21 protein-coding genes, 4 tRNA genes and 1 riboswitch are annotated in these 24,900 nt (G+C 62.0%); of the genes, 16 read left to right on the forward strand and 9 right to left on the reverse strand.

Annotated elements, in window-relative coordinates; translation table 11 throughout:
- Positions 1 to 71 precede the first annotated feature (71 nt).
- On the forward strand, positions 72 to 614 hold the full coding sequence (locus AC3WQS_RS02945) for a TetR/AcrR family transcriptional regulator (RefSeq protein WP_029256113.1): 543 nt from the start codon (positions 72 to 74) through the stop codon (positions 612 to 614).
- Between the two features lie 94 nt (positions 615 to 708).
- On the opposite strand, the gene AC3WQS_RS02950 is transcribed toward AC3WQS_RS02945, so the two are convergent.
- Positions 709 to 1,902, reverse strand: a complete 1,194-nt coding sequence (locus AC3WQS_RS02950) for a PrsW family intramembrane metalloprotease (RefSeq protein WP_492713012.1) — start codon at positions 1,900 to 1,902, stop codon at positions 709 to 711.
- Positions 1,902 to 2,573, reverse strand: coding sequence for a hypothetical protein (locus AC3WQS_RS02955; RefSeq protein ID WP_046379179.1), 672 nt, complete (start codon positions 2,571 to 2,573; stop codon positions 1,902 to 1,904). Before AC3WQS_RS02955 ends, AC3WQS_RS02950 begins: the two co-directional genes overlap by 1 nt.
- A 425-nt stretch (positions 2,574 to 2,998) precedes the next feature.
- Between AC3WQS_RS02955 and AC3WQS_RS02960 the strand changes: the two genes are divergently transcribed.
- Positions 2,999 to 3,265, forward strand: coding sequence for a hypothetical protein (locus AC3WQS_RS02960; RefSeq protein WP_134999848.1), 267 nt, complete (start codon positions 2,999 to 3,001; stop codon positions 3,263 to 3,265).
- 62 nt (positions 3,266 to 3,327) lie between these two features.
- Complete coding sequence (locus AC3WQS_RS02965; RefSeq protein ID WP_487759773.1) at positions 3,328 to 4,179, forward strand: alpha/beta fold hydrolase; 852 nt, start codon at positions 3,328 to 3,330, stop codon at positions 4,177 to 4,179.
- A gap of 88 nt (positions 4,180 to 4,267) precedes the next feature.
- Here the strand turns inward: AC3WQS_RS02965 and AC3WQS_RS02970 are convergent.
- The 3 genes from AC3WQS_RS02970 to AC3WQS_RS02980 all read right to left on the reverse strand — a co-directional run bounded on the left by AC3WQS_RS02970 (position 4,268) and on the right by AC3WQS_RS02980 (position 6,232).
- Positions 4,268 to 4,340 (reverse strand) — tRNA-Lys (locus AC3WQS_RS02970).
- A gap of 12 nt (positions 4,341 to 4,352) precedes the next feature.
- Positions 4,353 to 5,744: an MFS transporter gene (locus AC3WQS_RS02975; RefSeq protein WP_269576971.1), complete on the reverse strand. Its 1,392-nt coding sequence runs from the start codon at positions 5,742 to 5,744 to the stop codon at positions 4,353 to 4,355.
- Positions 5,741 to 6,232 (reverse strand): MarR family winged helix-turn-helix transcriptional regulator, encoded by a 492-nt coding sequence (locus AC3WQS_RS02980; RefSeq protein WP_492713011.1) that lies wholly within the window; start codon positions 6,230 to 6,232, stop codon positions 5,741 to 5,743. Before AC3WQS_RS02980 ends, AC3WQS_RS02975 begins: the two co-directional genes overlap by 4 nt.
- A 405-nt stretch (positions 6,233 to 6,637) precedes the next feature.
- Between AC3WQS_RS02980 and AC3WQS_RS02985 the strand changes: the two genes are divergently transcribed.
- The 10 genes from AC3WQS_RS02985 (at position 6,638) to AC3WQS_RS03030 (ending at position 16,263) form a co-directional block, all read left to right on the forward strand.
- Positions 6,638 to 7,291 carry a TetR family transcriptional regulator gene (locus tag AC3WQS_RS02985; protein ID WP_019745065.1) on the forward strand — a complete coding sequence of 218 codons (654 nt, stop codon included), beginning with the start codon at positions 6,638 to 6,640 and terminating at the stop codon, positions 7,289 to 7,291.
- 111 nt (positions 7,292 to 7,402) lie between these two features.
- Positions 7,403 to 7,475, forward strand: a tRNA-Glu gene (locus AC3WQS_RS02990).
- Between the two features lie 135 nt (positions 7,476 to 7,610).
- Positions 7,611 to 7,684: transfer RNA gene (locus AC3WQS_RS02995), tRNA-Asp, on the forward strand.
- 70 nt (positions 7,685 to 7,754) lie between these two features.
- Positions 7,755 to 7,831, forward strand: a tRNA-Phe gene (locus tag AC3WQS_RS03000).
- 241 nt (positions 7,832 to 8,072) lie between these two features.
- Positions 8,073 to 9,701, forward strand: coding sequence for an ABC transporter substrate-binding protein (locus tag AC3WQS_RS03005; protein WP_021345389.1), 1,629 nt, complete (start codon positions 8,073 to 8,075; stop codon positions 9,699 to 9,701).
- A 179-nt stretch (positions 9,702 to 9,880) separates the two neighbouring features.
- Positions 9,881 to 9,976: riboswitch (SAM riboswitch) on the forward strand.
- 4 nt (positions 9,977 to 9,980) lie between these two features.
- Positions 9,981 to 11,060, forward strand: coding sequence for an LLM class flavin-dependent oxidoreductase (locus tag AC3WQS_RS03010; RefSeq protein ID WP_492713010.1), 1,080 nt, complete (start codon positions 9,981 to 9,983; stop codon positions 11,058 to 11,060).
- Positions 11,061 to 11,089: 29 nt separating this feature from the next.
- Positions 11,090 to 12,484 carry an NtaA/DmoA family FMN-dependent monooxygenase gene (locus AC3WQS_RS03015; RefSeq protein WP_020908902.1) on the forward strand — a complete coding sequence of 465 codons (1,395 nt, stop codon included), beginning with the start codon at positions 11,090 to 11,092 and terminating at the stop codon, positions 12,482 to 12,484.
- 69 nt (positions 12,485 to 12,553) lie between these two features.
- A complete protein-coding gene (locus AC3WQS_RS03020; protein WP_492713030.1) occupies positions 12,554 to 13,915 on the forward strand; it encodes an MFS transporter in 1,362 nt (453 codons plus the stop codon).
- A gap of 224 nt (positions 13,916 to 14,139) precedes the next feature.
- The gene (gene ftsW / locus AC3WQS_RS03025; RefSeq protein WP_492713029.1) at positions 14,140 to 15,516 is read left to right on the forward strand and encodes a putative lipid II flippase FtsW; all 1,377 of its coding nucleotides are present in this window, start codon (positions 14,140 to 14,142) and stop codon (positions 15,514 to 15,516) included.
- A gap of 114 nt (positions 15,517 to 15,630) precedes the next feature.
- Positions 15,631 to 16,263 (forward strand): TetR family transcriptional regulator, encoded by a 633-nt coding sequence (locus tag AC3WQS_RS03030; protein WP_019745059.1) that lies wholly within the window; start codon positions 15,631 to 15,633, stop codon positions 16,261 to 16,263.
- 3 nt (positions 16,264 to 16,266) lie between these two features.
- On the opposite strand, the gene AC3WQS_RS03035 is transcribed toward AC3WQS_RS03030, so the two are convergent.
- A complete protein-coding gene (locus tag AC3WQS_RS03035) occupies positions 16,267 to 17,052 on the reverse strand; it encodes an SDR family NAD(P)-dependent oxidoreductase (protein WP_492713009.1) in 786 nt (261 codons plus the stop codon).
- Between the two features lie 104 nt (positions 17,053 to 17,156).
- Between AC3WQS_RS03035 and AC3WQS_RS03040 the strand changes: the two genes are divergently transcribed.
- Positions 17,157 to 17,897, forward strand: a complete 741-nt coding sequence (locus tag AC3WQS_RS03040; RefSeq protein WP_019745057.1) for a VIT1/CCC1 transporter family protein — start codon at positions 17,157 to 17,159, stop codon at positions 17,895 to 17,897.
- 54 nt (positions 17,898 to 17,951) lie between these two features.
- Here AC3WQS_RS03040 and AC3WQS_RS03045 read toward each other — a convergent pair whose 3' ends face one another.
- From AC3WQS_RS03045 to AC3WQS_RS03055, 3 genes are all read right to left on the reverse strand, one after another.
- Positions 17,952 to 18,842: a universal stress protein gene (locus AC3WQS_RS03045; protein ID WP_019745056.1), complete on the reverse strand. Its 891-nt coding sequence runs from the start codon at positions 18,840 to 18,842 to the stop codon at positions 17,952 to 17,954.
- A gap of 48 nt (positions 18,843 to 18,890) precedes the next feature.
- Positions 18,891 to 20,426 (reverse strand): CYTH and CHAD domain-containing protein, encoded by a 1,536-nt coding sequence (locus AC3WQS_RS03050; RefSeq protein WP_492713008.1) that lies wholly within the window; start codon positions 20,424 to 20,426, stop codon positions 18,891 to 18,893.
- A gap of 75 nt (positions 20,427 to 20,501) precedes the next feature.
- The gene (locus AC3WQS_RS03055) at positions 20,502 to 21,425 is read right to left on the reverse strand and encodes a pseudouridine synthase (RefSeq protein ID WP_029256102.1); all 924 of its coding nucleotides are present in this window, start codon (positions 21,423 to 21,425) and stop codon (positions 20,502 to 20,504) included.
- Between the two features lie 140 nt (positions 21,426 to 21,565).
- On the opposite strand from AC3WQS_RS03055, the gene AC3WQS_RS03060 reads away from it, so the two are divergent.
- Together AC3WQS_RS03060 and AC3WQS_RS03065 are read left to right on the forward strand one after the other, a co-directional pair.
- Complete coding sequence (locus tag AC3WQS_RS03060; RefSeq protein WP_047889858.1) at positions 21,566 to 23,593, forward strand: CocE/NonD family hydrolase; 2,028 nt, start codon at positions 21,566 to 21,568, stop codon at positions 23,591 to 23,593.
- Between the two features lie 62 nt (positions 23,594 to 23,655).
- A complete protein-coding gene (locus AC3WQS_RS03065) occupies positions 23,656 to 24,900 on the forward strand; it encodes a DUF6986 family protein (protein WP_492713006.1) in 1,245 nt (414 codons plus the stop codon).

A 24,900-nucleotide genomic window follows, 5' to 3' on the forward strand; every position in this document is an offset into this window, starting at 1 on the left:
TGTTCGTCAACTCTGCACGCTACGCCGAACCGGATGGTTCGGCAACGGTCGATTCGTTCTAGGCTGTGAACATGCGCTCAGCAGGGGAAGCCACGAGAGACCGCATTCTGGCGGCCGCAAAGGACGAATTTGCGACGTACGGCCTGGCCGGCGCGCGGATCAATCGGATCGCCGCGCAAGCGCGTGCCAGCAAGGACCGTCTCTACGCGTACTTCGCGAGCAAGGAAGAGTTGTTTTCTGCCGTCACTGAGCAATGGACGTCCGAAACCACAGCGGAGACAGCACTACGAGGTGATGATCTGCCGGGGTATGCAGGTCGACTCTTCGACAACTACGTCGCGCATCCCGAGAACGCTCGATTGCAGCAATGGGCGGATCTCGAAGCACCGGACGTCATGAGCGAGGACGACATACGAAGCAAGACGTTCCGGCCGAAGGTAGCCGAGATTCGCAAAGGTCAACTCGAGGGACACATCGACCCCGAGTGGAATCCCGCGGAGTTGATTCTGTTGATCACCGACATCGCCCGGATGTTCGCGCTCAAGTCGTCCCGTCCCGTCGCTCAGCGTCGCGAGGCTGCGGTCGGGGCGGTTCAGCGGTTGATCGCGACGTGACGAACCGGATGTGCAACGTGATCAATGGCCAACGCCGCGTTCCCTTGTGCTCTCGCACGAGGGGACGCGGCGTTGAATTCCAGTTCGGAGCGGGTCAGAGCTTGACCGACGGCTGACCGCTCCTGATACGACTTACCTCGGATCGAGCGAATTCGACTCGGCCGGTGGTGGTTCCGTGGGAGTCTGCCAGGGCGTCGGCGAGGTCTGCCGCGGCTTCGAGGACGTATTCGGCGCGTTTACGGGCCGCGTGTCCGCCTGCAGATTTGCGGAAAGCCTTGCGTGCCTTGTGGTCGCCGCACAGAGCGACGAATTCTTCGTCCGTGATGACACCACGGTCGACTTCCGGTGCCAGGATGTCGCTCAGGAACTGGCGTTCACGTGGAACCGTCATTCGAAACACGCGGACCACGAGGGTCAATGCAGCGGCGACCATGACAAAGAAGAGCGGAAAGAGGAGTGCATTCTTGCCTTGTGTCAAGGCACCGGCGGAATCCCACAGGCCGTGGAGCAGCATCGCGGTCGCCATCAGCGCGAGTCCGCGCCCCACACGACGCGGTTCCGCCGGCCGTCCCAGTAGATAGACGAGTCCGGCACCGAAGATCGCACTGTACAGAGTGTGTGCGGCCACTCCGAATACCATGCGGAGGATGATCGTCGGCATCGCAGCGCCGACCGGATCGGCTCCGAACTGCGACGCGGCCGAGTTCAAGGCGTACAGAACGTCTTCGAAGATCTGGAAGCCGAGTCCGATGAAGGCGCCGAGGATGAATCCGTCGAATGCGGTGCGCACCAATCGAGATGCCAGTGCGATGAGCAGGAGCAACCCGATGCCCTTGGCGATTTCTTCGGTGAACGGAGCTGTCAGGCCGGGGCCCCAGTCCGATGCCCACGCCTGTCCGAATGTCTTGGCGTACAAGGACAAGATGGCGTCGTTGGCGTTTGCGGCCATCACCCATGTAGCGGCGAAGCTGCCCCACAGGAACGCAACGACGATCAGTTTGACCGGTTGGCGCGCGTACCTGTCGATGTGCTGCGTGAACCACCAGAAGATGGCGCCGTACACACCGAACAGCACCAGCGAAAGCGCGATGGCTTCTCCGTAAGCGCCGGCGGACGACGACAGCAGCGAGAAGAATTTGAAGGCGCCGCTCACCACCAAAGCGAGGTAAACCCAGAAAGCGGCGTTGCGCGGCTGGTAGAACGTGAACGACCTACCCCAACCGGAGTTCTCGATCGCACCGGCGCGGGTGAGGAGATCGTTTGCGGGTTGTGTTGTGGGAGTGCTCATCAGGAACCCTCTCCGGCTCGGTGGCTGATGCTCACGATCATGTGAGCAATGTCGTCCGTGATGGTCGGAGCCACATCGCTCGGCCCGGTGGAGACAACTTCGATGCCTTTTCCGTCGACGACAAATGCTGCGATCACGCCGTCGGCAGTCGAGTTCGAGTAGCTGGTGATGACACCACGAATGCCGCTCGCCGTGGTGATCGAGGAAGAGTCGCCGCTGACGCGCAAAGACTCTGCTGTTGCCAGGGCGTCCGAGGTCTTCTTGATCTGTTCGAGTAGAGCGTTCGCGTCACCGGCGAAGGGTGCCGTGTAGACGGTGAACAGTGCACCGCTGTTCACCAGAGTTGCGCGCTGCGGGAACGAACCGGAGACGGGAGCATCAGTTTCGCGGACCCCGTCTGTGATTCCCCAGCCGACGGCGGGAACGAAGGTGATGCCGTCTTTGAGTTCCATGACATCCCCGGCCACGACTTCGTCGTCGTAGGCGACAGAGTTGTTGACGGCCGGGATGAGGATGCTCATGACTATCGCAACGGCCAGCACTATCGCTGCCGGGATGATGGTCGCTCGGTCCAGGCCGAACCATCTACGGTCGACGGGAACCCAGCGATCCTCGGGTTCGAATGGCGTCCGCGGCGGGTCGTCCCGCACTGTGGTTTCCGTTTCGGTCATGTTTGCCCGGGCTTTCGTGAGTGCTTGGTAAGGCGTTCGCGGGCCGCAGTATCCGATTTGTACTGCACGCCGTTTGTGCTGGGTCGACAGCGAATCTGAGGAGTGCGCCTCAGGGGGTAAAAGTACCAAACAGAACGATTCAGGCAGGACGTGAACCTGGACATCGCTTTGGGGGAGTTTCGAAAGGCGCCGGCCCCGGCGTCTGCACGATGTTTACGTGATTCTCAGTATTGGTGCGTAGCTTGGTCGTTGGCTCGTTGACGCCCTCGGGATGTTGACGTGCCGCCCAAACTTTTGTTGTCGACTGTTCAGATACTGGTGAGCTAAAGGATCGCGGCCGGCCACCCGTACTGAATATCGTCGACACTCAGCGTGTTCCTTAGACACGCGCACCTGTTCAGTATCTGGAGTGGAACCGTGTCTCAGTGGCCGTGCCAATGAAGATCTCGAAGAAGGTAGCCCTGGTGCTGGTGGCTGCATTCGCGTTGGCGTTGGGTTCGGCGGAAGTCGGAACCGCCCGCGCAGACACGTCTGTCCGGGTGAGTGTGGCCGGTCATGTTGTGAGCGCCGGACACTTCGAGCAAGTGCGGCGCCCCAACCGGTGTGTGAAGGCTGGGCCGGGGAAGTCGAAACCGAGCGAGCAGAAGTCCACGAATCGCAGTGGGCGTCGAGGTAGCGGGGGATGCTTCTGACGGTGGTTGCGAAGTTCCGCAATCAGCCGTCCTGAATCTGTAACACGTTCTAATCTTGCGTGATGGACGTGACCTATGAGGGGACCAAACGCGAAGTCGCTACCGACAAGGGGACTTTGCGCTTTCACGAGGCGGGCGATGGTCCGCCGTTGATCCTGTTGCACGGCTCAGGGATCGGTGTGAGTGGTTGGCGGAACTATCGGGGGAACCTCGAGGTATTCGCGAAGCATTTCCACTGCTACATCCTCGAGTTCCCGGGTTTCGGCGTGAGCGATCCCGTCGACGGCCATCCGGTGATCACGGCAGCGTCGTCGGTGATCCGATTCATGGACGCGCTGGGAATCGAATCGGCTGCGATGATCGGCAATTCGATGGGTGGGGTAGTCGGCGTCAACGTCGCGATGAGGTTCCCGGAGCGTGTCTGCAGGCTGGTCACCATCGGTGGCGTCGGCCCGAACATCTTCAGTCAGAATCCAAGTGAAGGTACCCGTCTCCTGCAGGACTTCGCCGACGCTCCCAGCCGTGAGAAGTTGGTTCGATGGCTCGAATGCATGGTGTACGACAAGACTGTCGTCACCGAGGCGCGGATCGAGGAACGATGGGAAACGGCCAACGATCCGGCCTCGCACCAGGCATTGACCGCGATGTACGGATCCAAAGCCTTTGCCGCTCAGCAGCAGATGATGTCCAACTCGGATGTGCCGCCGTACTGGTCGATGATGCACAAGGTGCAATGCCCGACCTTGCTGACATGGGGGCTCGACGACAGGCAGTGTCCACCGGACATGCCGATGATTCCGATGCGACTGATTCCGAACGCCGAACTGCATGTATTCCCGAACTGCGGGCACTGGGTGATGATCGAAGCCAAGGAGGCATTCGAGCGCGTGAGCGTCGAGTTCCTGCTTCGATGACCTGCTGATGCATTGATGTGGCACGAATTGATGTGGCATGAACGCACAAGACCCGGCGCCTCCGAATGAGGCGCCGGGTCTGTGTTTGTGCCCCCAGTAGGACTCGAACCTACGACCTGCGGATTAAAAGTCCGTAGCTCTACCAACTGAGCTATAGGGGCGCGGCGCAGAGTCTAACGGGACCGCAGAGTCCGTGAAAACACCACCCCCATCAGAAGGGCGATTCCGATGACGGCGATGGTCCCGCCCGTGCGATGCAGACCCGCGTCGTCGATGGTTCCGCGCATGGTCAGCTCGATGACGACGGCCGCAAGGTTGGCGCCGATGTACTGGATTGTTCGGTAAAGGCCGATCGCGGTCCCGACGTCGGCGGAGGTGGTCACCGAGTTGATCAGGTTCTGGTTTCCCATGTTGTTGAAGCCGTTGGGGATGCCCAGGATCGCCGCTATGAGCAGGAGTGCCACAAGGGGAGTCGAACTAGATTCGACAAAGGCGATCAGAATCCCGCCGACAGCCAACGCGGCGGTGCCGATCAGGAGGGTGATCCGTGCGCCGAATTTCCCGTACACCCTGGACGCGGACATGGTCGCGAAGATCCCGACCGCAGCGACGGGCAGCATGAAGAGCCCGGCGCTGATCGGTGACATTCCGCGGGCTACCTGTAGCCACTGGGGGAGTCCGAAGAAGATGCAGTAGAACGCTGTGTAAGTCAGCAGGGTCCGGCCGAGAGTCATGCTCAGTGCGCGGTTTCGGGCGACGGCACGGACGTCGATGAACGCCGAGGTGGTTCGACGTTCCCACCAGACGAACAGGAACGCGAAGAGGGCCGTCGACGGGACGAGATACCACTTCGCGTGCTCGGCGAGAGACAGGAGGAAGAGCATCGTCGACGTCGTCAGGGCCAGAAACAGCGTGATACCGAGTGGGTCGAGTGACTTGAACAACGCAGTGGCGCCGGCCCGGTCGGGCAGGGCGGAGTCGCTCGGAGCGGCGAAGAAGACCCATACGGCAGTGACGACGACAAGCGGGAGGTTCACCCACATGATCGACTGCCAACCGAGTGTGCCGACCAGCAACCCGCCGAGAGTAGGCCCCAGCGCGACGACCGATTGAGCGCAAATGGTGAGTGTTGCTATAGCTGAACGGGTTTGAGCCCGGTGACGGTCAGCGTATTCGCGGATGACGGTCATCGCATTCGGATACTGTGTCGCCGTGCCGATTCCGAGCAGAATCCGCGCCGCGATAAGCCAACCCAGCGACGGGGCGAGCGAGCCGAGGATCGATCCGGCAGCGATCAGACCCAATCCCGCCAGATAGACGCGTTTGGCGCCGAGGATCGATCCGAGTCGCCCCGCCGCCGGTGCCGTGACTGCAGTCGCGATGTAGAGAGCCGAGATGACCCACGCTGTGCCCGAACTGGAACCGAAGTATGTGGCGATCGGGACGATTGCCACCGCAATCATCGACGAGTTCAGTGCCTGAAGAACGGTTCCCGAACCGAGAGCAAGACTCAGTTTCAGGGGAACGGAGGCTTGGGGTGTCGACGTTTCGACGACGGCGGTCACGGGTTCATCAGTGACTCCTCTGATATCGATGTCGATGCTGGGGACGCGCCCTGGCCTAGTCTGCGCAGGATTCGGCCGGCGATCAGAAGCAAGTCACGCTCGGCTTCGGTGCACTCGGCGTCGATGACCTCGGCCAGCCACTGCGTGCGTTTCGTTCGGTCTTCGTGAAGGGCCGACGTGCCTAGTTCGGTCATCGTGACCAAGGCCGCGCGGCCGTCCGATGGATCCGCCCTTCGCGTCACCATGCCCTGTTCCTCGAGCGCGGCCACGGTCTTTGCGATGGATTGCGGTGTGACGCGCTCGAATTTCGCCAACTCTTTTGCGGTCAACGGACCTTGTCGGTCGAGGTGGCCGAGAGCTTGGATCTGGCTCGGCGTGAGTTTGTGGTCGTGGCGTTTGGTGCGGAGACGCCGGACGAAGGCACCCAGATCGTCCCAAAGTACGTCGATCTCGTCCCGATTCTTGCTGCGACCCTCGCCATCGTTCATTTAGACAGTCTAACTGTGTTATTTCGATGCCGCCAGCACGGTTTCGACGAAAACTGGGGAATAAACAATCGCATTAGTTGTTTAAAACCTTGGGATTGCCGTTCATCCGTCGGCGAAGCAGTTCCGTCTGCGAGGTCGGATTATCGGAATCTCGGACACGAAAAAGCTCGGATGCGCACCCCCTGCAGCGCACCCGAGCGGCCAAAACCATACCACTTGGTGTCTTTTGGGCATAAAGTCGGTTGTTGTCCCCCGGACAGCCGATTGCCTCTAGTACTTTTGGCGGGTATCGCTCTAGTCCTTACGTAGGGTGTGTTGGAGGGGATATTGTGAGGTTTCGGGGGATGACAGGCGCCGATCACGGCGATTCTGCGTACCAACTCTGCGAGAGGCACAACACCGTAAATGGCACGTCAACAAGAGCGTGCGCGGCGTACCCGCGCCGCCCTGGTCGAAGCGGCTGCAGTCGAATTCGCCAAGCGCGGCTATGCAGCTGCGTCGGTGAACACGATCCTCGAGGGCTCCCGCGCCACCAAAGGCGCCATGTATTTCCATTTCCAGTCCAAGGAAGAGTTGGCGCGAGCGGTTCTGACCTCGGCTATCGAAACCTTCACTGGAATCACTGATCGTTGGGCCAAGAGAACAGACCTCGATCCATTCGTCGCATTGCACGGGCTCGTGCTCGACATTGCCGAGGTCTTCCGTACCGAGGTAATCGTGCAGGCGGAATTCCGGCTGATCATCGAGCCGGAGTTCTACAAGGATGTGCAATCTGGTGGCGGGCAGGTCTGGGGAAAGACCGCCTACGAGTTGGCATTGCGCGCCAAGGACGACGGTTTGCTCCGCGAAGACGTGGACCCGGAGAAATTCACGCGCGTACTGGCAGCGAGCCTTGCCGGCCAGCGGTACATGGCGGACCTGATTGCCTCGAGTGGCGATCTGGGTGTGTGGTTCGAGGAGTCCCTCGAAGTGGTGCTCGAAGCCATGGCCACACCGGAGTGGTTGGAGAAGTTTCATCGCGACGGCTGGCCACAAGTGGAGTTCCCCGACGCGGAATAGTCCACTTTTCGCCCATGACCAGGCGATTTGTGATTTCCGAACGCTGTGCCATAAGCTATCCAAGCTCCCAACGGAACGCCGTTGGGGTACTAGTTCGGAGAGATCCGGCGGGCCCCCTTCGTCTAGCGGCCTAGGACGCCGCCCTTTCAAGGCGGTAGCGCGGGTTCGAATCCCGTAGGGGGTACGTTTTGCGAAAGCGAAACGATGCAGTATGGTTTGACCCGCACGACACGCTTTGAGATGCACAAATGCCAGGCCAGGACAGTGGTTTGGGAGCGGCTCGAAGATGTAGTACGGTTTCACAGCAAGGAAAAAGCAAGGCCCTGTGGCGCAGTTGGTTAGCGCGCCGCCCTGTCACGGCGGAGGTCGCGGGTTCGAGTCCCGTCAGGGTCGCAAAGCTTTGTTCTCAATCAATTGGTTGAGAATAAAGCAATGCGATAGGCATTCGGTTCGGGTGCCGTCCGGCCAGGTAGCTCAGTTGGTACGAGCGTCCGCCTGAAAAGCGGAAGGTCGCCGGTTCGATCCCGGCCCTGGCCACCATAATTCTTATCGACAAGCTCCAATCTCATGTTCTTCGAACATAAGGTTGGAGCTTTTTCGTGCTCGGATGTCAGTCGCCGTCAACCACTCGGCCCGATCATCTCAGTTGTGCGCATCCTTTGTCTCCGTGAATGTTTCCGGTCACCGGGAACGTGCTGGGCGTCACTCCACAGAGGACATCACTATTAGCCGATTGCGGCCGATCCGTGGCTGCGTCTACTGGAAGTGAGGTGGAATCTCCGTGTCGCACTCGAGATCTTGGCGCATCGGGAAAGTCAGCCGGGTCGCCGTCGCATTGCTCGGTACCGGGGTTCTGTTGGTGGGCTGCGCGAGCAACGGTGACGACAGCGGAACCGATACGACGAATACGTCGGGGGACGTCGTGACCGGCATGGTCAACGAGCAACCGGACCCAGGCGACGCGGTCGCCGGCGGAACCATGACGTACGGCGTGCAGGTTCTCGTTCCCTCACTTGACCCGACCAAGACGGCAGCGCGCGGTGGTTCCGGCGGTGAGGCCTTTGCTGCGGTGTACGACGTCCTGATGAGTTACGACACTGCGAGCGGCGAGTTCGAGCCCAAGTTGGCTCAATCGCTCGATACCAGCGACGACGGAAGCACGTGGACGTTGAAACTTCGCGACGGTGTGAAGTTCAGCGACGGTTCCGCGCTCGATGCCAACGCCGTGATTGCAAGCATCGATCGGTACAACGCGGGCAAGGGCAATGGCGCCGAGTTGTGGCTGGCTTCGGTGGAATCGGCGCAGGCAAGCGGCCCCACGACGGTCGACTTCAAGCTGAAGACGCCGTGGATGCGCTTTCCGTCGATGCTCGCTCTCGGGCACGGGATGATCGTCGCCCCGAGTTCGCAGCAAGGCGACAAGTTCACCGCCGTGGGTGCCGGACCCTTCACCGAAGATCTCTTCACGCCGAGCGTCGAGCGAATCTTCAAAGCCAACCCGTCCTACTACGGCGGCGCTCCCAAGCTGGACAAACTGCGGATGGTTGCACTCAACGGTCCGCAGGCCAATCTCGAATCATTGAACAGCGGTCAGCTCGATGTTGCCTACATTCGCGGCCTTACTTCGGCGATCAATTCCGCCAAGTCCGCTGGTTACCCCGGTTACATCGACGTGCTCAACGCCGGTAGTGCCGAGATTGTCAACAATCGTGAAGGCCGACCGGGCTCGGATGTTCGCGTTCGCCAGGCTATCGGCTACGCGCTGGACACCACGTTGATCGATCAGCGCGTGGAAAACGGTGAGGGACTGCCTGGCTCGGAGTTGTTCGGTCCGACGTCGCAATGGCACGTAGACACACCGGGTATTGCCTACGACCCCGAAAAGGCCAAGGAGCTTCTGAATCAGGCGAAGGCAGACGGATACGACGGCACTCTCGACTACGTCGTGCTCAGTGAGCCCAAGGACCACGCGATCGGCCTCGCCGTGCAGTCACTGTTGCAGGCCGTCGGGTTCGAGGTGAACTTGATCTTGGCCAACAACGCCGGCGACATCGTGCAGAACGTCTACGTCAAGCACGATTTCGACCTCGCGCACGCGGGCATCGGAATGTACGAGTCGATTCTCGATCTCGGATTGTTCTCCACGACCAACAGCACCTCGATGGCGAATACTGCTGGATATGCGAACCCGGCGATGGATCAGCTGATCGCAGATCTACAACAAGCCAAGGATAATTCGTCGACCCTGGCGATCATCGGCAAGATTCAGACGCTGTGGAACGAGACGGTTCCGTCGGCGCCGATCGGCGGGCTCACGTCGTTCTGGGCTTGGCAGAAGAACGTGCACGGTGTGGTTCCGACTGCAACCGGCATCATGCTGTTCGATCAGGCATGGATGGGCGCGAAGTAGCGTTCCAGCGCACACCGAGAGCCCCGTCCGACGCGAGTCGGGCGGGGCTCTTTCGTGTCTACGTCGGCTAGCGTTGCGCAACCCTTTCGATCAGGATGATTGTATTGAAATATGTTGTAGGTCAATATGATTCGTCAAGCGCGATTTGACTTGTTCAGCGTCGCCCGCATAGATTGCATCCACCATCCAGAGTGGCTGAGAGACCTGGCTCGATGATGCCGCAGCAACCCGCTACCTAACCGCAGTGTGGGTGCTACCGCCAGGACCGATGGAGGACACATGACTGTATTTGCCGTGGGTATCGAACTGGACGGCGAGGGCACTCACCCCGCTGCCTGGCGCCGAAGCTCACATCGCCCGGATCAGTTGCTCACGGGTAAGGCCGTGCGCGATCGCGTCGCGGCTGCCGAGAATGCGGGCTTCACCTTCGCGACGTTCGACGATTCCATCCTCCCTCCGAGTGGTGACATTGTCGGCCGCATCGATGCCGTCTCCAGGGCGTCATACGTGGCGGCGACGACCAGCACGATCGGACTGGTCCCCGTCGTCGGGACCACGTACGCCGAACCGTTCCACACCTCTTCGCAATTGGCGACATTGGACTACTCCTCGCGTGGGCGTGGCGGCTGGCTTGCTGTTCCGGTCGAAGACGATGCCGCGGCGAGGGCGTGGGGGAGGGCTCCGGTAACGACGGAGTCGGCGCGTCAGCAGGAGCAGCGGGATTCGGTTACCGTCGTGACAGATCTCTGGGATTCGTGGGAGGACGACGCCGTCGTCCGTGACTATCTCAGTGGGCGTTTCCTCGAGCGTGATCGTCTGCATTACGTCAATTTCGAGGGCGACACCTTCTCGGTGAAGGGGCCGTCAATCGTTCCGCGGCCGCCGCAAGGCCAGTTGGTGGTGTTCGGCCGCTACGGCGCCATCGAACCACACCAGGCCGATGTTGTTCTCGTTTCCGGTGATTCGGTGGAGGCCATTGCACAGTCGGCTGCCAAGGCGCGCGATGAGGGCGCGTCATTGGTGGTCGCCGAGGTCGATGTGGCATTCGATACGCCGAATCTGTCTGCGGCGCAGCGGTTGATCGAGCTGAACTCGTACGGGAATGCCGTCGTCACTGGCCGACTGCTCCTGGCTGCAGATCCGGGGGAAGCGGCCGTGGTTCTGAAGGAATTGGCCGGACACCTCGACGGTGTTCATTTCCACGCTCTCGTGATCGACGAGGACCTTCCGGTGCTGGCCAAATTCGTGCTTCCGGCGCTGTCGAAGTCCGGATTGACGCGACGCCCGGTTCCGGGATCGACTCTGAGGGGCAACCTCGGCCTGCAGCGGCCCGCAAATCGATTCGTCCACTCCTCCTGACTTGACTTCGCGCTAAGGACATTTCGGCTATGACTGCATCACGCTCCGCCGTACCTCGACCCGACGCACACGTTCACTTCGGCGTCTTCTTCCAAGGGGTCAACCACACCACCATCTGGTCCGATTCCTCGAGCGGATCCCAGATCGACTTCGAGACGTTTCGGCGGTTGGTACTCACCGCCGAGCGAGGTCTGTTCGACGCCTTCTTCCTCGGTGAGGGCCTTCGTCTTCGCGAGCAGAACGGCAAGATTCTCGATCTGGATATCGCCGGCCGCCCCGACGCCATTGCGCAGTTGGCCGCCCTCGCCGGTATCACCGACAAGATCGGGCTGGTCGCGACACAGAACACCACGTACAACGAACCGGCCGACCTCGCCCGTCGACTCTCCGGCCTCGATCTACTTTCCGACGGACGGGCCGGCTGGAACGCGGTCACCACTGACAACGCTTGGACGGGAGAGAATTTCCGTCGCGGTGGTTTCCTCGACCACGCCCTGCGTTACGAGCGTGCCGGGCAGTTCATCGAAACTGCACGGGCACTGTGGGATTCGTGGGCCGACGACGCGATCTCGGACTCTCGCACGTCCGAGAACTGGTCGACTCCGGGAGCCGTGAGCGACGTACGCCGCCAGACTTCGCAGTTCGACATCACCGTGACGCCGACGCTTCCCCGCAGCAGACAGGGACATCCGGTCATCTTTCAAGCGGGCGATTCGCCGACTGGACGCGATTTCGCGGCGACGCACGCCGACGTCATCTTCTCGCGACACGGGACGCATTTCGACGGCGCGCTCGACTTCGCCGACGACATTCGGGCTCGGTTGCGTAGCGTCGGGCGACCGGAGGACGACGTCAAGATCCTGCCCAGCACGCAGATCGTGTTGGCGGAGAACGAGTCCGAGGTCGAAGAGAAGGCGCGGTGGGTCCTCGAAGGTCAGTTCACCGGCCAAACCGCACTGTCCCTCGTCGGATTGGTGTGGGGGAAGGACCTTTCCGACCGAGACCCGGACGGTCCACTACCGGAGGAAGATCCGGTTGCCCGCCCGGTGTCCGAGACGCGCGGTTCCGCGCGAGACGGCAACGACCCCATTGCGATTGCACGTGAATGGCGGGCTCTCGCCGAGGCAAAGAATCTGTCGCTACGTCAGGTCGCCATCGAGACCTCGCAGCGTTCGGGTTTTGCGGGCACCCCGGGGCAGGTCGCAGATCAGTTGGTCCATTGGGTGCGCAACGGAGCTTCGGACGGCTTCAATATCTCGCCGTACCTGGTGCCGACCGGGCTCGACGAGATCGTGGACTGGTTGATCCCGGAACTGCAGGAGCGTGGGGCGTACCGCACCGAGTACTCCACGTCGACGCTGCGAGAGCACTTGGGGTTGCGACCGCCGCTCACGCGTCGGGCCGCGTCTGAAGTTGCGGGGTAACGGGTCCTGTCCCACACGGTCACAGCGGCGGCCGAATCCACCAAGCTCGATTCGGCCGTCCGCTGGGAGATCATCGTCTGCGTAGCCGCGGGCTTCACCACCCTTCTCGATTCGGCGGTGCTCGGAATCGGGGTTCCGTCGATCCGGGCGTCGCTGGGCGCGTCGACCTCCGAGGTGCAGTGGATCCTTGCGAGCTATTCGCTGACTTTCGGCTTGGCCCTTGTGCCGGCGGGCCGACTCGGTGACGTCGTCGGGCGTCGACGCTTGTTCTTGGCGGGGCTGAGCATTTTCGCTGTGATGGGAATCCTCGGAGCATGTGCGTCGGATCCGTCGATGATCGTGTTGGCGCGTCTGGGGCAGGGGATCGGCGCAGGCACCATCAGTTCGCAGGTGCTCGGCATCATCACCGACCGGGTGTCCGGAAAGGCTCGGGCGAAGGCGTTAGGCGCGTACAGCACCGCGGGTGGTCTGGCCGGCGTTTCCGGACCGATCCTCGGTGGCGTTCTGCTGAAGTATTCCGACGCCGACTTCGGATGGCGGTTGCTTCTCGTTCTCAACGTGCCGTTTGCCGTGATCACTCTGATTTTGGCGTGTCGCTTTCTGCGCCGTGATCGAACTACCCGATCAGGCGCATCGATCGATCCGGTTGGGCTGTGTCTGCTGGCGACTACGACCGGGCTCCTGTTGTGGCCCATCGTGACCCGAACCAGTGTCACTGTGGCTGCGGCTTTCCTGATCGGTGCGTTCGGCGCTGCCGTTGCCTTCTGGTTCTGGGAACGTCGGTACGCCGAGCGCGGCGGGACGCCGGTACTGCTTCCGTCGTTGATCGCCTCACGGGGCTTCCGGTTGGGTACGACGGTTGCACTCTTCTGGTTCGGATCCATCCTCGCCGTCAACGCGGTGCTCAGCCTCTACCTGATCGAAGGTTTGGGCTTCGCCCCGCTGAGTGCGGCGTTGCTCATGACCGGTAGCTCACTCGCGATGGCATTGACGTCGGCTTTCGGATGGCGGCTGGTTGCCAGGTTCGGCCGAAGTGCAGTGGTTTTTGCCATAGTCGGCGAGATCCTTGTCATCCTCGGGTACATCGCAGCGGTCAATCTGATTCCGCGGGAACATCTGATCCCGGTGCTGGTGGTCCTAGCGGTGTTGTCGGGAGTTGCCAGCGGTTTGGTCGACGCGCCCAATCGGGTGCTGACTCTCGAATATGCACCGCCGGGCGCGAACGGTGTTGCGGCGGGTTTCCTTCAACTGTCTCAGCGCCTGTCAGCGACCATCTCGCTGGCCGCGGTATCGGGGTTGTATCTCGGTGTACTCGGATCGTCGCCCGACGGATACGGACGTGCGTTCGGGATCGCGCTTGCCGTCTGCGTGGTCATGTTGACGCTCTCGTTGGCGGGGGCGGTGGCAGACCGACGCCGGCGAAGGACGTGACCTGGTATTTCGTGGGTCTCCATGGACCTCGGGAGGCCGAGCCCGTGTGACTCATGGGACTTGTGTTACCCATGGGTTAGGAGTCGTGGGACGATACTTGTGTGGTGACCGGTCGCAGTGAAGACAAGCCCAACGGTCGCGGGAGTGGAGAGCCAGTTAACTCACCCCGTGGATCGTCGGACAAACGTGACCGCACATCGACACCCTTCCGCGCTCGAACGGCGATGTGGACGAATCGGCCACTGTTCGATTTCCATATGATCGTCGGTCTGGTCGTGCTGATCGTCGCGTTCGGTCTGCTGATGGTGCTGTCGTCTTCGGGCGTCGAATCCTATGTTCTGTCCGGGACGTCCTACGCCCGCTTCTGGCCGCAGTGCATGTTCGCAGCGATCGGTTTGGTGATGTTCGTGGCGGTCGTGCGGTTGCCGACCGAAACGATGCGTAGAGCCTCACCATGGCTGCTGATCCTGTGTCTTGTTCTGCTTGTCCTGGTGCTGATTCCAGGTATCGGCTCGGAACAGATGGGTGCTCGCAGCTGGTTTGTGATCGCGGGTATTTCCTTCCAGCCGTCGGAGCTGGCCAAACTTGCTCTGGCGATCTGGTCCGCGGCGACGGTTGCGTCGTTCATGAACGCGCGGATGGATGTCAACCGCGCGCTGCCGGTGATCGGCGGGACGACGCTGCTGGTTCTGGTTCTGGTGGTGTTGGAGAAGGACCTCGGAACCACGATCACCATCGGCATCATCTTCATGTCGGTGCTGTGGTTCGGGCTGTTCCGGATGAAGACGTTCATCAGCCTCACGCTCGGTTCCGCAGTCGCATTTCTCGTGCTCGGGCTTACTGCTGGTTACCGCTCGGATCGCATCAAGGCTTTCCTCAATCCTGATCTCGACCCGCAAGGCTTGAACTTCCAGAGCACTCAGGCCAAGTACGCATTGGCGAACGGCGGCATCTTCGGTCGCGGTCTGGGGCAGTCCGACGCCAAATGGAGTTACCTCCCTCAGGCGCACAACGACTTCATTTTTGCCGTGATCGGTGAAGAATTGGGTCTGGTCGGTGCGCTGATCGTCGTTGCTCTCTTCGCCGCGGTTCTGATCGTCGGACTGCGGATCGCGAAGCGGTCCACCGATCCGTTCCTCAAGGTCATGACGGCGACGGCAACGACGTTGATCGTCGTGCAGGCGTTCATCAACATCGCCTACGTCGTTGGCCTGATTCCGGTGACCGGTCTGCAACTACCGCTCATCTCGGCGGGCGGAACGTCGATGATCACCACCTTGCTGATGTTCGGGCTCATCGCGCACGCAGCCTTCCGTGAGCCCGAGGCTGTCGCCTCGGCCGAGAGCAGCGGTCGCGGTTGGATTCCGCTGGTCTTCGGCAAGCCTCGGTTCGGCATTGCCAAGAAGCCACAGACTGGCCGACGTCGGCCGCCTGCTCGCCGCGCCCAGCCTGCCCCTACTGGTCAACGCCGACCGGAGCGACGGGCGCCGCAACCCGACAGGCGCCGGACTCAAGCGCCGGGCCGACGCGCACCGTCGCGCGACTGGTCGGAAGATCCACGTAGACGCGGCCGATCCGATCGGCCGCGGCGCGCTTCCTGATCTCGGCCAGTCTTACTGGCGGCCAGCTCGGAAGCGGGCAGTCATGCACCCGACGATTGCGTTGGGCGGCTACATTGGGAGTCGGCAAAACGACGTCTAATTAGGGTTGTGGACATGGCAGGTGGCGACAAGGCAGACCAGTCGGTGGTCGAACGTAGCTCGGTGACCGGACGTCGTACGACGCCGTCGCAACGAGCGCGTTTTCGCCGGATTGTCGACGCCGCAATGGAATCCGCCTCCGAAGGCGGCTACGACGCGGTGCAGATGCGATCGGTCGCCGATCGCGCCGGCGTCGCGATCGGCACTGTTTACCGGTATTTCCCGTCGAAGAACCACATGCTTGTCGTCGCATTGTTGTGGATGTTCGAGGGTTTGCGTGACAGATTCCAGGACTTTGTAATCCCGGGCGAGACTCCGTCGGACCGAATTCTGTTTGTGCTGCGCAAGAATACGGAGGTCCTCGAGACCGATCACCTCCGTTACGAAGCGTTGGTTCGGGCGTACATGTTCGCGGACGCGTCGGCGACTCCGGAACTCAACGCGCTCGGTGGGGTCGTGACCGAGATGTTCGCGAAGGCGATCGGCGTCGAGGAAGTCTCGCAACAGCAGATGGATGCGGTGAAGGTCATCGACGACGTCTGGATGTCGAGTCTGGTCTCGTGGGTTGCCGGCCGGATGACGACGGACGAGGTGATGGCGCACCTCGAACTTGCCGTGCGACTGGTCTTTCGCAAGTTGGGTGGATAGCGCTCAGACGGTGTAGCCGCCGTCGACGTTGAGCTTTTGACCGCTGATGAATCCGGCCGCGTCGCTTGCGAGGAAACATACTGCTTCGGCGATGTCGACAGCTGATCCGAAGCGCTTCAACGGAATTCGGCTCATTGTCACGTCGAGTGCGCTCTGGTCGAGTTCGGCGGAGTTGATCAGTCGCTCCGCCATTCCGTCCGTCAACATGCCTGGTCCTACCGCGTTGAACCGAACGCCGTAGCGTCCTTCCTCTGCGGCGAATCCGCGAACAAGTTGTTCGACAGCCCCTTTGGTGCCTGCGGAGAGTCCGTCGCGCACGGGAAAACGATCCGTTGCCGCGGTTGTCACCGCTACCACCGAACCCGAAGATGCCCGCAGCGCAGGCAGGGCGGTGTGGACGAGTGTGAAGAACGCCGCGGCTTCCTGGTTCAGTTGTTCGGTGAAGAACGCCGGCGTCACGCGTGAGAGGTGCGTCATCGGGACGTGCGGTCCCGCAGCGTGGACCAGTGTCGTCAACGCTCCCAGATCACTGACCGCATCGCGGACGGCGGAGCTGATCGACAACTCGTCGGTCAAGTCGAGAGAGTACGAGTGGGCGAGCACGCCATGCGCTCGAATCTGCTCGCTCAGTTGCTCGGCAGCGTCCTTGTTGTTTCGGTAGGTGAAGGCGACGTCGTGCCCGCGTTCGGCGAGAGTAAGCGCGATCGCCGACCCGATTCCACCGGTTCCGCCGCTGACAAAAGCGGTGCGTGCTGCGCTCACAATGCCTCCAGAGGTGTGCCGTTTCATTACCTAGCAAATGCTTGGTTGGGTTCTGTCTGGGAATATATCAGTACGCGAAGGACAGGCTCAGATTGCTATCGCAACCGGACTGATCGTCCTAATCTGTTGCCATGTCCGGAGACAGTGTGCAGTTGACCGACGGGGCGCCCGGTGGGGAATCGGAACCTCACGCACCGAGTTTGAACAATCGCCTGAACTGGCTGCGTGCAGGTGTTCTGGGGGCAAACGACGGAATCGTCTCGACCGCAGGCCTCGTGGTCGGTGTCGCGGCAGCCACAACCGAGCGCTCCGCGATCTTCACGGCCGGTTTCGCTGGTCTGGTTGCCGGTGCTGTGTCCATGGCGTTGGGTGAGTACGTCTCGGTCAGCGCTCAGCGAGACACCGAACGCGCACTCCTGCAGAAGGAGAAGAAGGAACTCCTCGAGACACCGGAGGCGGAACTCCAGGAACTGACCGAGATCTACGAGAACAAGGGATTGAGTCCGGAGACGGCCCGCCGCGTCGCCGAAGAATTGACCGAGCACGATGCTTTTGCGGCACACGTCGAAGTCGAATTGGGTATCGACCCGGATGATCTCACCAATCCTTGGCACGCGGCGATTTCGTCGGCAATCTCGTTCACGATCGGAGCGGCGATCCCGTTGGTCGCAATTCTGTTGCCGCCGACGGGTATCCGCGTCCCCATCGCCTTCTTCGCAGTGCTGATCGCACTTGCACTGACGGGGACGATCAGCGCGACGCTCGGCGGAGCCCGCAAGACCAGAGCGGTGCTACGAGTGGTGATCGGCGGCGCGCTCGCGATGGCTGTGACCTACGGAGTAGGTCAGTTGGTGGGCACGGGCCTCGCCTGACCCCTGCTGTGGGCACCTCCCGCCCGCGGAAGGGTGAGCTAAGCGCACAGCAATTCAGGCGCGACAGATCATGACCGGCCCTGGCGCGTGGTGCAGCAGATTCTGGCTGGTCGAGCCCATCACGGCGGCGGCCATCGCACTGCGGCCGTGGCTTCCGACAACTATCAACTGCGCGTCGTCGGCGTACTTGAGCATGACGGGGGCGGCGGCGCCGGGTTCACTGATGCGGGTGACCGGCACGTCCGGGTACTGATCGGCCATGCCGGCCAGGTTCTCTGCCAGCAGTGCCGATTCCTCCTGCTCGACGGCCTCCCAGTCGATGAGGATTCCCGCTCCGCCTTCGCGGAAGGTGGACGAACCCTGCCAGGTGTGGACCGCGATAAGCGGCGCGTCGAACTGATCGGCATAACGAAACGCGTACTCGACGGCCTTCTTGCTCAACGCACTTCCGTCGACTCCGACGATGACGGGACGTTGATCCGGACCGGGATTCTCCGCCGAACCACGCCAGACAGTGACCGGACAGGTTGCGTGATTTGCCACCTTCAGTGCGGTCGATCCGAGCAGCCGCGAGCGCAGTGCGCCGGATCCGGTCGACCCCATCACGATCAGGCGTGCGGTACCCGAGGATTCGAGGATGTGCGTCGACGCCGGGCCCGGTGCGATCTCGGATTCGATGGTCAGTTCCGGGAATTCAGCTGAAATCACCGCGGCGGCGGCATCGATGATCGCTTCGCCGTCTTCGCGGATCTGGCTGAGGAACTGCGACTGCAACATCACTGCAGCGGGACTGTAGATCGGGCCCTCCTGCGGCAGGGCATGCGCCAGAATCAGTCGTGAGTTCACCGCGTTCGCGACCGAGGCTGCCCACCGGGCCGCCGCCGTCGAGGCCTCGGATCCGTCGATACCGGCGACGACGTCCTGGTGTCCTGCAAGTGTGTTCATGTCTACTCCTCTGAAATGATCGAGATCGGTCGACTGGTTGCAGCCTGGTCACCAGAGTGACGACGCTGATTTGACGGCTTCCTTCCACGTCTTGCGGAGCAGTGTTGCTTGCCCGTCGGCGATTTCCAGTTCTCGTCGGTAGGCCATGCCCAATCCGAAACTGGTGAGCGAGGTGTGCTGCTGCTCCGCAGCAATTTCGAGCAGATGATGTTGGGCTACAACGGAATCCTGATGCTCGCCGAGAACGTCCTGGAAGTGGCTGAAATGCTTCAAGGCACGCTTGGCCCGGCTCTTCGACACCGGTTCCATGACCTCGATCGCGTACTTCATCCGCTTGGCGCCCTTGCGTGCGCGGTGCATTCGCTCGTCACGCTCGGTGCGGGTATCGGCATCGAAGACGTGATCGACTCGCTTACCGACCTTGTGAGCTAGATGGCGCAGGGTATGCGCCAGCTCTCGTGCCGACGCCTTCTTTCCTACACGGTGGGCGGCAGTGTCGAATTCGAGGTCGCCGACGTACTCGTCGAGTCGATCGAGCAGTGTGGTGTAGCGCTCGGAATCGAGCGCTTCGAGGGCGGTTTCCTGTGCGGTTTCACCGCGGGCCGAGAAGTACTCGTCGATTCGAGCGCGCACTGCTTCTCGCTCGGGCATCTCGTCGATTTCACCGAGTCGTTCCACAAGACGCTCCCACTGGACCTCGACGTCGCGGGCGTCACCGAACTTTCCACCGATCCACCGAAGATCCGTGATGAGATCGTCGGTCTTGGGGGAGTGACCGGCGTACGACTGTAGAGCGCTGCGGATACGACGTGCTGCGACCCGGAAGTCGTGAACGGCTTCGTCGTCGGCGCGGCGCGTGCCGAGATCCGCGGCGACCAGTGCGCGCAGTTGTTCGATGAGGTAATTACGCAACAGAATTCGCGGATTCGACGCTTTGCCAGTGGTGACCTCGTGGCCGACGTATGGAGTGACCGAAGTGCCCAGTGCTCGTTTGAGTTTGGACGGACTCGCAGAACGCTCGAGCCCCGCGTCCAGTAGAACCGACTCGATTGCATCGGCAAGGGCTTGCCCGCCTGCGCCTTGTTCGACCTCGACTTCCTGCCACGTCGACTCACCGGAACCGTCTGCCTTGCAGGCGATGACGGTGTCGGAGACCACTTCGGCAAGCAGAACACCGTTTTCGCCGTTGAGTCTGGTGCGCTCCCGATCAGTGATGATCAGGGCGACCGGCACCAGATCGTGACCGCGGATGACCGCCCGGATCAGACTCGCCAGCGGCGAGGGCACATCGGTGCTCTCGTCCGGGGGAAGCTGGATTTCGGTTCTAGTGTCCTCGCCTGCGGGAAGTTTCATGTGCCACCCCGCGTCATCGCCGCCCTCACGCTTGCGCAGCGTGATCTTCTCGGCGAGCAACCGGTAGTCGGCGGTGTCGAAGTAGGTGGCAGAGAGCTGTATCGAGTCGTGGACCGGTTCGCCGACGACACCGGGAAGTCCACCCAGCGCGGGAACTTCCTGCTCGGCCGGCGCCTCGTACTTGCGCTCGATCTCCCGTACGGCTTCGGGTACGACGGCGGTCTTGCTCATCTGGTCTCCTCTTGCGGTGCGGTCTGCGCTTCCATCCTCCCGGTATCGGAGGCGCAGTGGAAGGGTCCGGGGTCCCTACGGCGAGTCGCCACGGCCTGATTCGTCCGGCCAGGACAGGGTCCGCCGACTTTCGAACCGTTGCAGCCGGCCGGTCGTGGGATCCTCGAACTCGAGAACCTTCGACAGCAGGCGCAGCGGGTTCGAATAATCCTCTGCGGCAACGTCGTAGAAGTCGGGATAGAAGTTGTCGCCGTGGATCGGGAGCCCGAGCGAGGTCATGTGCAGGCGAAGTTGATGGGTCTTGCCGGTATGGGGAGTCAACCGGTACCGCGCGAAGCCGTCTCGCGTCTCGATCAGTTCGATCCGCGACTCGCTGTTGGGCTCGCCCTCGATCTCCGCGGCCTTGAGCACGCCGCGTTCTTTCACGATGCGACTGCGCACGATCACGGGAGTGCTCACCTGCGCGTCGTAACGCGCGATGGCCTCGTATTCCTTGGTGACGCGGCGGTCGGCGAACATGGTCTGATAGCCGCGCCGGGCCGCCTGATGCACGGTGAACAGCAGCAGTCCTGCCGTGACGCGGTCGAGGCGATGCGCTGGACTCAACTCCGGCAGATCGAGATCCCGACGCAACCGCACCAAGGCCGATTCGGCGATGTATCGCCCGCGGGGCGTGCTCGCGAGAAAGTGCGGCTTGTCCACGACCAGGATGTTTTCGTCCCGGTAGAGGATGTCGATCTCGAACGGCACCCGCGCTTCGACGGGAGCGTCGCGGTACAGGTAGACGAAACGCCGGGGGGCGAAACCGCTCGTCTCGGTGATCGCGACGCCCTTCTCGTCGACGACCTCCCCGGCTGCGACTTTCTCCCGTAGGCGGACGGCGTCCTGGGGAAACCGTTCGAGCAGGTAGTCGAGCGTCGTCGCCCACATGCCGTCGTCTGGCTGACGGATGCGACTCGGGTTCAGGCCGTCGCGGACGGGAAGGGGAGATCGTGACACATCTTCAAAGCTAGCCGTCCGGGCGGCATCGAGACCTATTGACGACATATGGGACGGAAGTTACTATCCGGTAAGTTCGTGACGCCGGTCACTGTCGTGGGGGCAGGGCTGGGTCATCACAACAGAAAATTGGGGTTTTCGTGAGGACACGACTTCTACGTCGAAGGTCGACAACGATTGCGGTGGGGCTGTGCGTCGTGGGATTGACGGTGCCGAGCGCCGTCGCTTCCGCGGATCCGACGGGAGGGTCGGACGGACAGACCTGGCTCGCGGCCACGGAGACTGCGCCGCAGTATCCGGGCGTCTCCGTCGAGTGGGACGTACCCATCACGATGAGTGACGGCACGGTTCTGCAGGCAAATGTGTACCGACCGGCGGATGCGTCCGGGCGCGCTGTGGAATCGAAGGCGCCTTCGGTTCTCAACATAACTCCTTACACGAAACTGCTGGACACGTTGGTGGATTCAGCTCTGTCGATCCCGCAGGTGGGTGAGACGTTGATGGACGTGGCGAACTCGCTCGACCTCGCGGCGCCGTTCGACGGAGTCTCGGAGTTGACGGGCGTCATTGCCGGCGGAGGCGCCAGGGTTCTCGGCGTCAACCGTGATCTGGTCCAGAACGGATACACGCAGGTAGTGGTCGACGCACGTGGAACCGGCTTCTCCCAAGGTAATTGGGACGTGCTCGGCAAGCGCGAGCAACAGGATTCGGTCGAAGTCATCGATTGGATGAGCAAGCAGGGGTGGTCCGACGGCAAAGTGGGGATGGCCGGAATCTCGTACTCCGCGATCAACTCCGTACAGGCCGCGAGTAACAATCCGCCTGCGTTGAAGGCAATCTTCCCGGTCGAACCAGGCAACGATCTGCTACGCGACATCGTCGGAACCGGTGGCGGACTCGGAGTCGGGTTCATGCCGTTGTGGCTGACCGCGGTCAACGGGCTCAAACTCATTCCGAACGTTCAGGACATCCTGCAAGGCAACTTCGATCCACTGTGGTTGGCGAGCCGCCTCGAGGATCCCGGCACCCTGATTCCTGAACTGGTACAAGCGATGACGGCCCAGAGAATCGAGGACGTGTCACCGTCGACTCTGCAAGTCGCACAGGACGGTCAGTTCTATCAGGACCGATCCGCTGACGTCGGCAACATCACTGTTCCGACGATGGTCTACGGCGGTTGGCACGACATCTTCGCCAACAGCGAGCCGCGGATCTACAACGGAATCGATCTGCCGGCCGGGCAGAAGCAGTTGATCATGGGCAACGGCTATCACGTCACTCCCGGTGGAGGATTCGGCAAGGACGGTGCGCCGCCTCGCCTCGACGTACTCGAACGCGCGTGGTTCGACAAGTGGCTCAAGGGCATCGACAACGGAATCGAGCGATACGGTCCGGTGACGATGTTCCAGCAAGGTGGCGGATGGATCACGGATGATCAGTTCCCGCGAGCGGGCGCGACGTACGAACGTATGTATCTGAACTCCGCGCCCAGCGGAACTGCCGCACACGCGGCCTACGACGGTTCACTGACCAGTGACCAGCCCAGTGCCGCAGCGCGATTGACAGTCGCACCCGGACTGCGAGGCTTCTGCTCCGGTGACGGAACTCAGGGCACTGCCGGGATCTCCGTGGTGCTCGGTGCGTCGTGTTCCAAGGATTCCCGATTCCAGGAAGCGGAGGGTCTGACGTTCACCGGTGAGGCAGTCACGGAGCCGACCTCACTCTCGGGCCCGATCAACGTCCACCTCGAGACAGTCCTGGACGCGACGGACGGATTCTGGGCAGCGACGGTCAACGACGTAGCGCCGGACGGAACATCGACACCGATCACGAACGGCGCGCTGACTGCGTCGCTCCGGGCGGTCGACGATTCCAAGAGCACTCGCTCGGCCAACGGTGACTACAGTGAACCGCACCACTATCTGACGATCGACACGCGTCAGCCGGTGGTTCCCGGTGAGGTCACCGCCGTCGACATCAACATGCTCCCGACGGACGCAGTGCTACAACCCGGTCACCGGCTCCGCGTCGACGTCTACGCTGCCAGCGTGCCGCGATACCTGGCGCTCGGGCCGATGCTTGCCGACAGCCAACTGAAGCCGCAGCACATCGAATTGGCTGCGGATCGGCCGAGCTTCGTCAACGTTCCGTTCGTCGGGGGTCGCTGACCCGGACTGGATCGGCGGCGTGAGAACCTGCGGGCTCGCGGACGTTCTGCGAAGATCGTCCGATGACAGAATCCCGACTCTCCGCCGCCGTCCACGATCGTCTGGACGGACTTCTGGATCCGGTGGACGAGCGGCTCGCGGCCCAGTTCCCGGGAAACCGTGTCGAGATCCAGCCCGTGCACACGATTTACGTCAGTGCCGCGGATGCAACCGTCGACACCCCTCGTCTCTGGGGTGAGCAGGCGATCGCGCTTCTCGATTCCCATGCGCATGTGTTCGCCGATCTCGACACGGAGAATGCGCTCGCAGATGTGCGAGTTCAACTCGGCCGCAAGCCGGTCCAAGACTTTCGGATCGATTTCGAGGACGGGTACGGACGCCGCAGCGACGAAGAAGAAGACGCAGCAGCGACGTCGGCCGGGCGGACACTTGCAGCGTTGAGCGCTGATCCTGCCGGGCCGAACTGGGGCGGCATCAGGTTCAAAGGGCTGCCGGCCGGTGAGCGTCGACGCTCGATCAGGACGCTCGAGCTTGTGCTCGACGCGGCCGGCGGAGTGCCGGACGGATTTGTCTTCACCGTTCCCAAACTGCGCGCGGTGGAGCAGGTCACGGCGACGGTGGTGCTCTGCGAAGAACTGGAGAAGGCGCACGGACTCGAGACCGGTTCGCTTCGGTTCGAGCTGCAGATCGAGAGCCCGCAGGCGGTCATCGCTGCCGACGGAACTGTGGCAGTTGCTCAGGCCATCCATCGCGGTGCCGGCCGTCTGACCGGTTTGCATTACGGCACTTACGATTACAGTGCGGCTTGCGGAATTGCATCGCGTCATCAGTCGCTCGAACATCCGGTGGCAGACCACGCAAAGGCTCTCATGTTGGCTGCTGCCGCGCAGACCGGCGTCTGGGTGTGCGACGGGTCAACTCAGGTCGCGCCCGTCGGGAGCGCCACGGCGATCCGCGACGCGATCACTCGGCACCATCGTCTCGTCACGCGGTCCCTGGAACGCGGTTACTACCAGGGGTGGGACATGCACCCCGGGCATCTGGTCACCCGCTGGCTCGCCACGTTCGGCTTCTACCGCAACGCGCTCGGCGCCGCTGCCCCGCGCATCCAGTCGTACCTGGGGCGCCAAGGTGGCGACGTGATGGACGAACCTGCAACTGCCCAGGCGCTGGCAGCGGTGGTACTGCGTGGGCTCGACGCGGGGGCTTATCCAGAATCCGAAGTTCTCCGGCTCGCCCCGAGCGCGGACACCAACGCACTCCACCACCTCGTAGGACGCACCACACCGATCACAGGAGAACACTGA

Source organism: Rhodococcus sp. FW305-130, from assembly GCF_058788335.1.